General features: G+C 63.3%; 11 protein-coding genes. 4 read left to right on the forward strand and 7 right to left on the reverse strand.

The annotated features are described in order from the left end of the window. The first annotated feature begins 44 nt into the window (after positions 1-44). A complete protein-coding gene (locus FZF13_RS06035; protein WP_024925974.1) occupies positions 45-596 on the forward strand; it encodes a TetR/AcrR family transcriptional regulator in 552 nt (183 codons plus the stop codon). Positions 597-913: 317 nt separating this feature from the next. Here FZF13_RS06035 and FZF13_RS06040 read toward each other — a convergent pair whose 3' ends face one another. The 3 genes from FZF13_RS06040 to FZF13_RS06050 all read right to left on the reverse strand — a co-directional run bounded on the left by FZF13_RS06040 (position 914) and on the right by FZF13_RS06050 (position 4,139). Continuing rightward, positions 914-1,915, reverse strand: a complete 1,002-nt coding sequence (locus tag FZF13_RS06040) for an Hsp33 family molecular chaperone (RefSeq protein WP_024925973.1) — start codon at positions 1,913-1,915, stop codon at positions 914-916. A gap of 102 nt (positions 1,916-2,017) precedes the next feature. Then, on the reverse strand, positions 2,018-2,929 hold the full coding sequence (gene argF, locus FZF13_RS06045) for an ornithine carbamoyltransferase (protein ID WP_024925972.1): 912 nt from the start codon (positions 2,927-2,929) through the stop codon (positions 2,018-2,020). A 13-nt stretch (positions 2,930-2,942) separates the two neighbouring features. After that, entirely contained in the window at positions 2,943-4,139 is a 1,197-nt protein-coding gene (locus FZF13_RS06050; RefSeq protein WP_024925971.1) for an aspartate aminotransferase family protein, read from the reverse strand. A gap of 354 nt (positions 4,140-4,493) precedes the next feature. Between FZF13_RS06050 and FZF13_RS06055 the strand changes: the two genes are divergently transcribed. After that, positions 4,494-5,015: a GcrA family cell cycle regulator gene (locus tag FZF13_RS06055; protein ID WP_024925970.1), complete on the forward strand. Its 522-nt coding sequence runs from the start codon at positions 4,494-4,496 to the stop codon at positions 5,013-5,015. Between the two features lie 90 nt (positions 5,016-5,105). On the opposite strand, the gene FZF13_RS06060 is transcribed toward FZF13_RS06055, so the two are convergent. The 3 genes from FZF13_RS06060 to FZF13_RS06070 form a co-directional block, all read right to left on the reverse strand. Then, positions 5,106-6,113 (reverse strand): magnesium and cobalt transport protein CorA, encoded by a 1,008-nt coding sequence (locus FZF13_RS06060; RefSeq protein WP_024925969.1) that lies wholly within the window; start codon positions 6,111-6,113, stop codon positions 5,106-5,108. 92 nt (positions 6,114-6,205) lie between these two features. Next, positions 6,206-6,931, reverse strand: coding sequence for a phosphate signaling complex protein PhoU (gene phoU / locus FZF13_RS06065; RefSeq protein ID WP_024925968.1), 726 nt, complete (start codon positions 6,929-6,931; stop codon positions 6,206-6,208). A gap of 118 nt (positions 6,932-7,049) precedes the next feature. Beyond that, positions 7,050-8,312: an ATP-binding protein gene (locus tag FZF13_RS06070; protein WP_024925967.1), complete on the reverse strand. Its 1,263-nt coding sequence runs from the start codon at positions 8,310-8,312 to the stop codon at positions 7,050-7,052. A 100-nt stretch (positions 8,313-8,412) separates the two neighbouring features. On the opposite strand from FZF13_RS06070, the gene ppk2 reads away from it, so the two are divergent. Further along, positions 8,413-9,324: a polyphosphate kinase 2 gene (gene ppk2, locus FZF13_RS06075; protein WP_024925966.1), complete on the forward strand. Its 912-nt coding sequence runs from the start codon at positions 8,413-8,415 to the stop codon at positions 9,322-9,324. Here ppk2 and FZF13_RS06080 read toward each other — a convergent pair. Further along, complete coding sequence (locus tag FZF13_RS06080; protein WP_065998145.1) at positions 9,317-11,218, reverse strand: glycosyltransferase family 2 protein; 1,902 nt, start codon at positions 11,216-11,218, stop codon at positions 9,317-9,319. The genes ppk2 and FZF13_RS06080 overlap by 8 nt on opposite strands. Positions 11,219-11,767: 549 nt before the next feature. Between FZF13_RS06080 and FZF13_RS06085 the strand changes: the two genes are divergently transcribed. Beyond that, positions 11,768-12,616, forward strand: a complete 849-nt coding sequence (locus tag FZF13_RS06085; protein WP_024925964.1) for an ABC transporter substrate-binding protein — start codon at positions 11,768-11,770, stop codon at positions 12,614-12,616. The last annotated feature ends 1 nt before the right edge of the window (position 12,617 follow it).

Consider the following 12,617-nt stretch of genomic DNA (forward strand, 5'->3'; position numbering starts at 1 on the left):
GTGCCGCTATATAAATACGTTCGTATTGAAATGGAAGAGGTAAGATGTCCGGACGACCACGCAGCATCGACCGCGACAAGGTCCTTGACGCCGCCGAAGCGATTGTGACCGAGATGGGAGCGTCGGGGCTGAGCTTCGATGCCGTGGCGAAAGCCGCGGGCATCACCAAGAGCGGCGTGCAATATTGCTTCGGCACCAAGGACAATCTGATCCGCGCGATGATCGCCCGCTGGGCTGACGCGTTCGAAAGCAAGGTCACGCAGGAAGCAGGGCCTGAACCGTCACCGACTTCGCGGATTCGTGCTCATCTTTCGGTCACCAGACACGAGGACGAGGCGGAGCACTCGCGATCCGCCGTCATGATGACGGCCCTTTTGGAGGCGCCCGAGCGCGTGGCCGAGACCCGTGACTGGTACAACAGCCTTCTCGCCGGCCTCGATCTGGCAAAACCGGCGGACAGGAAGATCGCCCTGGCCTTCCTGGCCGGCGAAGGTGCGTTCCTGCTCAGGTCGCTCGGCCTGATCGGCCTGAACGAGGCCGAATGGGACGCCCTGTTCGCGGATATGCTGAAGCAGACCCACACCGACGAGAAATGATGCTCCAAGCCTCGGCGCGTTGCGAAAAAACCGGAAACCTGGCGGTCTCCGGGGTGTTGGAAAAACAAAGAGAACTGTTTTTTGGCTTGCGCCTAGCTCGCGGCATCTTCGATGACGCGGCAGATGGCGTTGCGCGTGGCGCCTTCTGGCCGGCCCACCATGAACACCAGATCGATGCGGTCGCCCTTACCGGATTTGCGCGCGACGACGCGCAGCTTCTGCTCGCGGCTGGAACCGGACGTCTCCTGCTTGGCGGTCAGCGAGCCAGCGGAAGGACGAACTGGAACGGGGCGGGAAATCCCGCCCCGTCCTTCGTGTTATTGCCCGGCGACAAACTCAGCCGGGTCGAAGTCGTAGCGCTTCGAGCAGAACTCGCAATCGACGCGGATTCTGCCGTCCTCGGTGCTGTCCTTGATCTCCTCGGCGGAAAAACCGCCAAGAATGCCGCGGATCTTATCCGGCGAGCACGAGCAATCGTCGGCAACGTGGATCTCATCGAACACACGCACGCCATGCTCGTGGAACAGCCGGTAGAGCAGCCGCTCGGTTCCAACCATCGGGTCGATCAGTTCGGCAGGCTCGACCGTCGCCAGAAGCGCCAGAAGTTCCTGCCACGAATTGTCGACCGGCTGCAGAACGGCTTCGGCAACATCGCCGTCACCGCCCGGAAGGTCCGGCACGCGCATGCGCTCCGGTGCCTCGGGCAGGAACTGCGCCAGCACGCCGCCGGCGCGCCACTGCTGACGACCGCCGGGCAGGATCTGCTTGGCCACCGCGAGCCTGAGGTCGGTCGGGATCTGTTCCGACTGCCGGAAATAGGTGCGCGCGGCTTCCTCCAGCGAGATGTTGTCGAGCTGGACGATGCCCTGGTAGCGCTGCGTATACTCACCCTGGTCGATGGTCAGTGCCAGCACGCCGGAACCCAGCAGGGTTTCGGGCGCCACGTCGCCGGCCGCCGTCAGCGCGGCCAGCCTGTCGGCGTCATAACGGGCATAGGCGCGCAATGCATGCGGCGTCGAGAAATCGGCGACCAGCATGTCCACCGGCCCGTCGGTGCGGGTCTGCAGGATGAACTTGCCCTCGAACTTCAGCGACGTGCCGAGCAGAACCGTCACGAGGCAGGCCTCGGCCAGCAATCGTGCGACGGGTTCCGGATAATCGTGGCGCGACAGGATGGCGTCCAGCATCGGGCCAAGTTGCACGGCGCGGCCGCGCACATCGAGCGCGCCGACCTCGAACGGCACGACATGGTCGTCGCCGGCGTGGCCGAATTCGCCAAGTTTGGGTTCGCGTTCAGTCAACTGCGTGGTTTCCAACATAATAAAACTCCCCGGCGCGGCACTGCTTCCCGGCCGGGAACATGCCTTCCAACGCCAACGATTTGCGTGATGCCGGGGAGATAGGCATCACGCAGTCCAGTATCAAGCGCCCAGGCACCAGGCGAGCACCGCCTTCTGAGCGTGCAGCCGATTCTCGGCCTCGTCGAAGACCACCGAGTGCGGGCCGTCGATGACCTCGTCGGTGACTTCGTCGCCGCGATGGGCCGGCAGGCAATGCATGAACAAGGCATCCGGCTTGGCCTTGGCCATCAGCGCGGCGTTGACCTGATAGGGCACGAAGACGTTGTGGCCGCGCGCCCTGTGTTCCTGCCCCATCGACACCCAGGTGTCGGTGACGATGCAGTCGGCCAGGTTGACGGCTTCCTCGGCCGAACGGGTGAAACGGATCTTGCCGCCATTGCCCTTGGCCCAGTCGACGAACTTCGGTTCCGGCTCGCTGCCCTCCGGCACGGCGACGTTCAGGTCGAACGAGAAACGGGCGGAGGCCTCGATCAGCGAATGCAGCACATTGTTGCCGTCGCCGGTCCACGCGAAGGTCTTGCCGGCGACCGGCCCGCGATGTTCCTCGAACGTCATGATGTCGGCCATCAGCTGGCAGGGATGGGTTTCGTCGGTCAGCCCATTGATGACGGGAACGGTGGCGTTCTCGGTCAGCTCGATCAGCCGCTCATGCGCGGTGGTGCGGATCATGATTGCGTCGACATAACGCGACAAAACCTTGGCGGTGTCGGCGATGGATTCCGAGCGGCCGAGCTGCATCTCGGTGCCGGTCAGCATGATGGTCTCGCCGCCCAGCTGACGCATGCCGACATCGAAGGAGATGCGCGTGCGCGTCGACGGCTTGTCGAAGATCATCGCCAGCACCTTGCCGTCGAGCGGCTTGGAGCGCTCGCCGGCCTTCAGGCGGGCCTTGCGGACCGCCGCGTCATCCAGCATGGCGCGCAGATCGGTTTCGGAAACGGTGGAAAGGTCGGTGAAATGCCGGACGCTCATCACATCGCCCGCATCACTTGGCCGCCGCGGCGACGGCTTCCGACAGGCCCTTGGCAGCGCCGCGAATACGCTTCAGCCCTTCCTGGATGTCGGGCTCGGTGACGGTCAGCGGCGGCAGCAGACGGATGACGTTGTCGCCTGCCGGCACCGCGAGAAGATGCTGGTCACGCAGCGCGCCATTGACCGTGCCATTGGGCATCGAGCACTTGATGCCGAGCATCAGCCCGTCGCCGCGAATGCCTTCGATGACTTCCGGATATTCGTCGGCGATCGCAGCCAGGCCCTGCTTGAACAAGAGCGCCTTACGGCCGACTTCCTCCAGGAAGCCTTCGGCCAGCACGACATCGAGAACGGCATTGCCGACCGCCATGGCCAGCGGATTGCCGCCGAAGGTGGTGCCGTGGACACCGGCGGTCATGCCGCGCGCGGCCTCGTCGGTGGCGAGACAGGCGCCCATCGGGAAGCCGCCGCCAATGCCCTTGGCGATCGCCATCAGGTCCGGCGTGACGCCGGCCCATTCATGGGCGAACAGCCGGCCAGTCCGGCCGATGCCGCACTGGACCTCGTCGAAGATCAAAAGCAGGCCGTGCTTGTCGCACAGCTGGCGCAGCCGCTTCAGCGACTGAACGGGGAAGGAACGGATGCCGCCTTCGCCCTGCAGCGGCTCCAGCAAGATCGCCGCCGTCTCCGGCCCGATCAGCTTCTCGGCGGCGTCGATGTCGTCGAAGGGAACCTGGTCGAAACCGTCGACCTTGGGGCCGAAGCCCTCAAGATATTTATACTGACCGCCGGCGGCGATGGTCGCCAGCGTACGCCCGTGGAACGCGCCCTCGAAGGTGATGACACGGTAACGCTCGGGATGGCCGGTCACGAAATGATAGCGACGTACGGTCTTGATCGCGCATTCCAGCGCCTCGGCACCGGAATTGGTGAAGAACACCTTGTCGGCGAAGGTCGCGTCGACCAGGCGTTCGCCCAGCCGGCGCTGTCCCGGAATCTCATAAAGATTGGAAACGTGCCACAGCTTGTCGGCCTGGTCCTTCAGCGCCGAAACCAGATGCGGATGGCCATGACCGAGCGAGTTGACGGCGATGCCGGCGGCAAAATCGAGATATCGCTCGCCCTTGTCCGTCACCAGCCAAGAACCCTCCCCACGCTCGAAAGCCAAGGGTGCACGAGCAAAGGTCTCGTAAAGCGCCGAACCGCTCATTATATGCTGCTCCGGAACCGGAAAAATAAAAGCCGCCCAAGCGGCGGCCCTGTGCGGCTTATCCTGTTTTTCGGTCATGAAGTCAACGAAAAGGTCTTTCAGGATACCCTGTCAAACCCTCGTGGCCCAACCTGTTGCGTCGCATGCAGCCAAGTTGGGGAAAACTGCGAAATCCGATTCGTGTTGCCGCCGGGACTCTTGTCACCGAGTCAGCGCATCGGTAATTGTGAATGAGAAATAACTAGATTTCGTGCGGCGGATCTAATCACCCCAGTATATGTGGTGCCTGCCCGGCGAGAGCCGGACTGGTTTTGGATTCCGAAAGTGCCGGGCGGTTTAGAGGAGCGCAGTCTTATGAACTGGACTGACGAGCGAGTCGAACTCTTGAGAAAACTGTGGTCGGAAGGTCTGAGCGCGAGCCAGATCGCGGCCCAACTCGGCGGAGTGAGCCGCAATGCGGTCATCGGCAAGGTGCATCGCCTGAAGCTGTCGGGTCGCGGTCGCACAACGGCTGCGCCGGCTCGCCAGAAGAAGGCCGCCTCCAGCGGCGCGACAGCCACCAAGTCGACGGTGCGGGCCGCCAGCACGCATCGTCATGTGACCGCCTCGATCGGCGCTACCGCCCTGCAGGTGCAGTTCGACGCCGAGCCGGTGGCACGGCAGTATCTGCGCCCGGTCGAAAACGTGGTGGTGCCGATCTCCCGTCGCCTGCAGCTCGTCGAATTGACCGAGCGCACCTGCAAATGGCCGAACGGTGACCCGCTGACCGAGGAGTTCCACTTCTGCGGCAACGACGCCGGCGAAAGCGGTCCTTATTGCTCCTATCATTCCCGCGTTGCCTTCCAGCCCGCTTCGGAACGCCGGCGGCCGCGGTAAATCTAGGGAATAAGGCAGTAGGGCATTCATTTGTTGCCCTACTGCCTTATTCCCTTATTCCCTTATTCCCTTATTCCCTACTGCCCTCTTTTACAGCCACCCATTCTTGCGGAAGCGCCAATAGAGAAAGGCGCAGATCGAGGCGATGGCTGCCAGTACGGCCGGATAGCCGTATTGCATCTTCAGTTCCGGCATGTCGTTGAAGTTCATGCCGTAAATGCCGGCAAATGCCGTCGGCACCGCCAGAATGGCGGCCCATGAGGCGAGTTTCTTCGAGATCGCCGTTTCCTGGCTCTGGCCGACCAGCAGGCTGGCCTCGAAGGCGAAAGCCAGCACTTCGCGCAGGCTGTCGATCTTTTCCTGCACGGTGCGGATGTGGTCCGTCACGTCGCGGAACAGCGGATACATGAAGGTGTGGATCTGCGGCAGTTCGGAACTGGTCAGCCTGCGGCAGACCTCCACCAGCGGCAGCGCCGCGTTGCGCAGGCGCAGCAGGTCGCGCCGCAGCATATAGAGCCGCTCGATCGCCTTGGCGTCCATCGGCTTGACCAGCACGCCATCCTCGATCGCCTCGACCTCGTCCTCGATCTGCTCCAGCACGGGGAAATAATTGTCCACGATGAAGTCGAGGATGGCGTAGAGGACGAAGTCCTCACCCTTGGCGAGTGAGGTCGGGCAACTCTCCCAGTGCTGGCGCACGGTGGCGTAGGAGGTTGACGGGCCGTGGCGCACGCTGACCAGATAACCCTGGCCGAGGAACAGATGCGTCTCGCCGAAGGTGACGCGGCCCTCCAGCAGTTGCGCCGTGCGGGCGACGATGAACAGCGCGTCGCCATATTGCTCCAGCTTCGGCCGCTGGTGCGCGTGCTCGGCGTCCTCGATCGCCAATTCATGCAGGCTGAACTGCGCCTGGACGCGCCGGAGCAGTTCACGGTCGGGTTCGAGCAAGCCGATCCAGACGACATGGCCGTCCTTGCGGGCCCACTCGCCCGCTTCCTCGATCGGGATGTCGGCCACACGCTTGCCGGCCACGTAGACGCTCGAGGCGACGATGCCGGCGGCGGGGGATTGAACAGCGGAGGCGCGAACTTGGTCCACCGTCACCTCCCAAGGGACCAGTCCTCATTCTTGGAAGCAGAGTGAACCCGTGACCGCCACAACGCAAGCGTGTCGCGCGCGGAGCGAATTCGTCATTTCGGCGCGAGTTCGGCCTGCATAACGACGCGATCGGTCTTGTCTTCCTTCGGCCGCTCTGCCGGCATCTGCTCGCCGGTGACGATATAATAGATGGTCTCGGCGATGTTGGTGGCGTGGTCGCCGATGCGCTCGATATTCTTGGCGCAGAACAACAGATGCGTGCAGGACGTGATGTTGCGCGGATCTTCCATCATGTAGGTCAGAAGCTCGCGGAACAGCGAGGTGTACATGGCGTCGATCTGCTCGTCGCGGTCGCGCACGAAGCCGATTTTGTCGACGGCGCGCGAAGCATAGACGTCCAGCACTTCCTTGAGCTGGGTCAGCGCCAGATTGGCCAGCGCTTCCAGGCCGCGATAGAGGCTGGTGGCCTCGCGCCCGTCGGTCACCGCCATCACCCGCTTGGCGACGTTCTTGCCGAGGTCGCCCACGCGCTCCAGATCGGCGGAGATGCGGATCGCGCCGACGATCTCGCGCAAATCCGTCGCCATCGGCTGGCGACGGGCGATTATGACGATGGCCTTGTCGTCGATCTCGCGCTGGCCTTCGTCGAGCACCATGTCGTCACGGATCACCTTCTGGGCGAGTTCCGGATCGGCATTCACCAGGGCGGCGACGGCTTGTTCCACCATGCGTTCCGCGTGGCCGCCCATGGCGGCAATGCGCTTGGCCAGGAACTTCAGTTCCTCGTCATAAGCGCTGACAATGTGCACGGACTGCATGGGCGTGGCCTTCTGGAACGACGCGACGATTCGCTCGTCAAGTGACTGCTGATACGCCAGCCATGTGACAGGAAGACGAAACGCTTTTCCCAGACATAATATGCGTTTCCGCCGAAATCTAGTTTGCTGGCAAATGGACCGTGAAGGCCGCTCCTTTGCCGATCTCGGAGCGGATCGAGATGCGCGCGTGATGGCGGGTCAGGATGTGCTTGACGATGGAAAGACCAAGGCCGGTTCCCTTCTGGGCGCGACTGGTTTCGACATCGACACGATAGAAGCGCTCGGTGATGCGGGGAATGTGTTCCTCGGCGATGCCAGGCCCGAAATCCCGGATGGTCACGTCGACGGTCGGCTCGGGTCCCGCCGTGCTGCGCGCTACCGTGACCAGCACCCGTCCGCCCGACTGGCCATATTTGCAGGCGTTCTCCAGGAGGTTCTCGAACACCTGGAACAGTTCGTCGCGATCGCCCGGCACATCGAGGGCGCCCTCGACGAAGTCGCGTTCGACGACCAGCCCGCCGTCCCTGGCCAGCGGCGCCAGGGAATCGATGACGCTTTCCAGCGTCTGGCGCAGATCGACGCGCGCGCCCGGCTTCAGATAGGCCTTCATCTCCAGCCGCGACAGGGACAAGAGATCGTCGATCAGGCGCGCCATGCGGCTGGTCTGGTTCTGCATGATCTGCAGAAACTGTTCGCGCGCCGCCGGGTCATTGCGGGCAGGCCCGCGCAGCGTCTCGATGAAGCCGGCGATCGAGGCCAGCGGGGTGCGCAGCTCGTGGCTGGCATTGGCGATGAAATCGGCGCGCATGCGGTCGATGCGGCGCGTCTCGCTCTGGTCCTTGAACACCAGCACGTAAAGCTCGGTGCCGTGCCCGACCGAGGACGCGCTGACCCGGTAGACGCGTTCGACCGGCAACTTCTCGACATAATCCACGGCGTCCGAGGCGACCTTGCCGGAAACGACGCTGTCGAGCAGTGCCTGCATTTCCGGCGCGCGGAATTTCAGCGGCAGCGACAGGCCGGGCGCCATGCCGCCAAAGGCTGCAAAGGCGGCCGCATTGGCATGCACGACGGTGGTGGCGCCGTCGAAGATGATGAGCGGGTCGGCGACAGCCGCGGCCAGATATTCGCCTGAAAGCCGCTGCAAGCCCTCAGCCTCCACCACCCGCGCCTTTTCGGCCACGCGCTGCGGGCGCATTGTCGGCACGAAGGCAGCGGCAAGCACAAGCACCAGGGCCAGCGGCAATGCCCAGGCGGCTCCGCCGAAATCATAAACCACCAGCACCGCGGCCAGGCCGGCCAGAAGATGCCAGCGCCCCTCCCAGAACCTTGCGACAACGCCATTCGCGGAACGGCGATCCTCACCCGTCACGTCAGCCATATGCACTCCATCCATCCGGGCGGCACGATGCCAACTTCCCGCTGGACCCCTTTAATGCGTCCCCATAGCATGAGTTTGAAAGTTGGAGAGGTTCGTATCGATGAAAAAAGACAAGGTTGCGCCGCCCGCCGGCATTCCGATCGCCGAACCGCTGGAGGTCAAGATGGGCGGCAAGGAACGGGTGTTCGACATCGACGCCCCGCAGCTGCCCGCCTGGATCGAAGACAACAAGCTGACCGCCGGCGGCTATCCTTATGACAAGAAGCTCAAAAGCGAGGAGTATGACGAGACGCTCGTCAGCCTGCAGATCGAACTGGTGAAGGCGCAGGCCTGGCTGCAGGCGAGCGGCGAACGCGTGATGGCGCTTTTCGAGGGCCGCGACGCCGCCGGCAAGGGCGGCACGATCTTCGCGCTGCACCAGTTCCTCAATCCCCGCAGCGCCCACAACGTGGCCTTGACCAAACCGACCGAAACCGAAAGGGGGCAATGGTATTTCCAACGCTATGTCGTCCATTTCCCCTCCGCCGGTTCGCTCACCTCCTTCGACCGCTCCTGGTACAACCGCGCCGGCGTCGAGCCGGTGATGGGGTTCTGCACGCCCGAGCAGCATGAGAACTTCCTCGACGAGGTGCCGCATTTCGAGAAGATGATCCACAATGAAGGCATCCACTTCTTCAAGATCTGGCTCGACATCGGACGCGAGACACAGCTCGCCCGGTTCTACGACCGCCGCCACAGCCCGCTGAAGAACTGGAAGTTCTCGCCCATCGACATCGCCGGCGTGAACAAGTGGGACGACTACACCAAGGCGCGTGACGAAATGTTCAGGCGCACCCACACCAACCACGCACCCTGGATCATCGTGCGCGCCAACGACAAGCGCCGCGCCAGGCTGGCCGTCATCCGCCGCATCCTGCGCGCACTGCCCTATGAAGGCCGCGACCTCGACGTGATCGGCAAGGAAGACGGCAAGATCATTGGCGAAGGTCCGTCCTTCGTCGGCCTCAAATAGACGCTTGCGCGGGCTGGCCGTCGGCGAACTGCCGCGCGGCCGCCCGCTCGTGATGGGTCTTTTCCCATTGATGCGGCAGCCGCCACAACTTCCAAATCGCGCGCCAGCCGGCCCACGACATCATCACCCAATAGACCGGCGTGAGCAGGACCACCTTCCAGAAATCGCTCCGTTCGCGTGGCGACGACGCCTGCCAGCCGAGCAGGAGGAAGGACAGGTAACCGCCGACGATGTTGATGATGTCGACAGTCAGCAGAAACGAACGCAACGGACTGTCAGGACTGTCCTGCAGGATGTGGAACATGCTCCAGAGAAGCGTGACCAGAAGTATGGGGTGCATCACCACCGATATCAGCATGCCGGCAAACAGCACCTGCGCCACCAGGAAGGAGGCAGGGCCTGCCTGACGCAGCAGTCCCATCGGTTCGCGCATATGCACCAGCCAGGTATGCGCCCATCCCTTGAGCCAGCGGCTGCGCTGCGGCAGCCAGACGCTGAATAATTGCGGTGCCGCCTCGTAGGTCGGGCTGGAAATCGTCTCCGCGCGATAACCGAAGCGCGCCAGCCGCAAGCCGAGATCGGCATCCTCGGTGACGTTGAACGGGTCCCAGCCGCCCACTTCGTCCAGCGCGGACCGCCGGAAATGGTTGGATGTGCCGCCGAGCGGCAGCATCACCCGCAAACCTGCAAGCCAGGGCAGAAGGCCGCGAAACAGGCCCGCATATTCGAAGCCGAACATCAGGGCGATCGGGCCGGAACCCTTGTTCGAGATTTCCAGCGGAGCCTGGACGACGGCGAGATCCAGCCCGCCCGCGCGGAACCGCTGCCAGGCTTCGGCGAGCTGCATTGGGTGTGGCTGGTCCTCGGCATCGTAGAGCGCGACATACTCACCCGCGCACAACGGCAGAGCATAGGCCAGAGCCTTGGGTTTCGTGCGCGGCTCGACCGGCGGCACCTCGACCACTTCGACATGGGCAGGCAGGCCATGCCGGCGGATCGCGGCCAGTGTCGCGACATCGTCGGCTTCGCAGACCAGCTTGATTTCGAGGCGCGATCGCGGCCATTCGAGGCGATCCATGGCAGCCAGCAGATCGGGCACCATTTCCGCCTCGTCATAAAGCGCCACAAGGACCGAAAAGATTGGGGCGTCCTCGCCGGGACGTGGGATATCCGAACGGCCCGGGGCCGGTTTCCTGAAGGCGGCCATCGCAGTCACCCGCAGCAAAACGCAGCCGAAGAAGAAGATCGTCGCCAGGATATGCAGGACAAGCAGGAGAAGTTCGTAAGCCAGGATGAGAGCAACCGGCACCGCGATCGAGACGCCACCGAAAACCACGCCCTGCCAGCCGGTCAAAACCGTGCGGGCGGACATGTCCGGGAAACGGTCGGACAGGCCAGCGACCGCGGTCCTGGTCAGGATGGGCCGGACCCTTTCTAGAACAGCAGCCCGCAAAAGCCGGGGATCGGCGAGTTTCAGGCGGGCAGCGGAGGTGGGCCGCAAGGAAAGCCAGTTGCGCATGGCTTCGAGCCGTAGGTGCCGGGGCGTGATCAGGAGGGAGACGGCACCGTCGGGCTCGATCAGCCTGATCGCCGCGCGGGCATCGTCGCGTCGCAACAGCGCCAGGGCCTGTTCGTCGTTGAGGACGAGCCGCTGCGTGGCAATGTCGGTCGCCACCTTGATGCCGAGTTCCGCGGCGATCGCCTGCACGATGATGCCCGCTTCAAAGAAGCCGGCAGCAAGTAGCGCGGAGGCGAAATCGCCGCCTTCCTCTTGGCGGGCGCGGATGGCGATCCTGATGGCGAGATCGGTCGGCATCCGCAATCTGGACAACACGCCGCCCCATTCGGCGAGTTCGGGAAAGAAGGCCTCGGCGAGATGAATATCGCGATCCATCGCGACATCCGTTTGCCCAAACATCCCGTCAGGGAACGGCGCCGCAGCGCCGCCCTCGAAATCGATCGACCGCATGTTCCCCCCAAGCTCCCCAGCTTGCTGTTCGATCAACGCGAACAGAATTATTTGCTTTGTTCACCCCTATGCAGATTGTGCCGATGGCAGCCGCGCGCTTTGCTGTGCGCGACTGCATCGCTGTCGTGAAATAAAATCGAAAGTGCCTGACGGGCGCGCCATCGCGTCGACCAAAGGACGCTGGTTTCTTCCTTCCTGGAAGAAAAGCCGACTACGATACATGGGGCACACCACAAGACGCACCGAACCGAGGCACAACCCGATCATATTAGACTATACTGATGGTTGCAATTGTGTGCTTGCGGACGGTATTCGAGTCTTGATGAGCGGAGCTGACGAGCGCGATCTTTTCCGCCTGGCGGCCCAATGACGTGCCGGCGCGCACTCAAATGAGCGTATTCCTCGCGGAAAAGGATTGTCGTTGCCTCGGTTTCATATGAAAAGCGGACAAGCATTGTTGCCGGGAGTTCCGACGTGACGTTTCGCTGGCTGATCGCAGCACTGGCGCTAGTAACGGCAACGCTGCCCGTCGCCGGCACCGTTCGCGCCGCCGAACCGCAGCCGCCGATGTTGTGGGATGGCAATGAACGCCTGCCGAAACCGGATCTGTCGCAGTTGCCGCGCCTGCGCTTCCTGACGACCACGGATTTTCCGCCGTTCAACTTCCTCGACACCGCCGGCCGGCTTTCCGGTTTCCATGTCGATCTCGCCCGTGCCATCTGCGCCGAGCTTGCGGTCGCCGACAAATGCCAGATCCAGGCCCTGCCCTGGGCGGAACTGGACGCGGCCCTTCGCAAGGGCGATGGCGAAGCGATCATGGCCGGTATCGCGGTGACCAAGGAGACGCGCAGCCAATATGCGTTCTCGCGTTCCTACCTGCAGTTTCCGGCGCGCTTCATCATGCCCAAGGCGCAGACCGTCACCGAGCCGCTCTATGAAAAACTGAAGGGCAAGCGTGTCGGGGTGGTGACGGGCTCGGCGCATGAACGCATGCTGCGCGAAGATTTCGGCATGGTGACGATCGCCCCCTTCCCGACCCAGGAAGCGTTGCTCACCGATCTCAAGGCCGGCAAGGTCGATGCCGCCTTCGGCGACGGCATGCGCCTCGGCTTCTGGCTGGCAGGATCGGAGGCTGCCGATTGCTGCCGCTTCGCCGGCGGGCCTTATCTGGCGCCTGAATATCTGGGCACGGGGCTGGCCATCGCGGTCAAGCCGGAAGACCAGGCGCTTGCCACAGCGCTCGACTACGCCCTGCAGCAGATCGCGCTCAAAGGCACCTTCGCAGAACTCTACCTGCGCTATTTCCCGGTCAGCTTCTACTAGA

The sequence above is a fragment of the Mesorhizobium terrae genome (assembly GCF_008727715.1).
In the GTDB taxonomy this organism is placed as follows: domain Bacteria; phylum Pseudomonadota; class Alphaproteobacteria; order Rhizobiales; family Rhizobiaceae; genus Mesorhizobium; species Mesorhizobium terrae.

Excerpts from the sequence above, each read along its gene's own strand:
- FZF13_RS06035 (WP_024925974.1), top strand. The coding sequence starts at position 45 with ATGTCCGGACGACCACGCAGCATCGACCGCGACAAGGTCCTTGACGCC.
- FZF13_RS06040 (WP_024925973.1), bottom strand. The coding sequence starts at position 1,915 with ATGTTGGAAACCACGCAGTTGACTGAACGCGAACCCAAACTTGGCGAA.
- argF (WP_024925972.1), bottom strand. The coding sequence starts at position 2,929 with ATGAGCGTCCGGCATTTCACCGACCTTTCCACCGTTTCCGAAACCGAT.
- FZF13_RS06050 (WP_024925971.1), bottom strand. The coding sequence starts at position 4,139 with ATGAGCGGTTCGGCGCTTTACGAGACCTTTGCTCGTGCACCCTTGGCT.
- FZF13_RS06055 (WP_024925970.1), top strand. The coding sequence starts at position 4,494 with ATGAACTGGACTGACGAGCGAGTCGAACTCTTGAGAAAACTGTGGTCG.
- phoU (WP_024925968.1), bottom strand. The coding sequence starts at position 6,931 with ATGCAGTCCGTGCACATTGTCAGCGCTTATGACGAGGAACTGAAGTTC.
- FZF13_RS06070 (WP_024925967.1), bottom strand. The coding sequence starts at position 8,312 with ATGGCTGACGTGACGGGTGAGGATCGCCGTTCCGCGAATGGCGTTGTC.
- ppk2 (WP_024925966.1), top strand. The coding sequence starts at position 8,413 with ATGAAAAAAGACAAGGTTGCGCCGCCCGCCGGCATTCCGATCGCCGAA.
- FZF13_RS06080 (WP_065998145.1), bottom strand. The coding sequence starts at position 11,218 with ATGGATCGCGATATTCATCTCGCCGAGGCCTTCTTTCCCGAACTCGCC.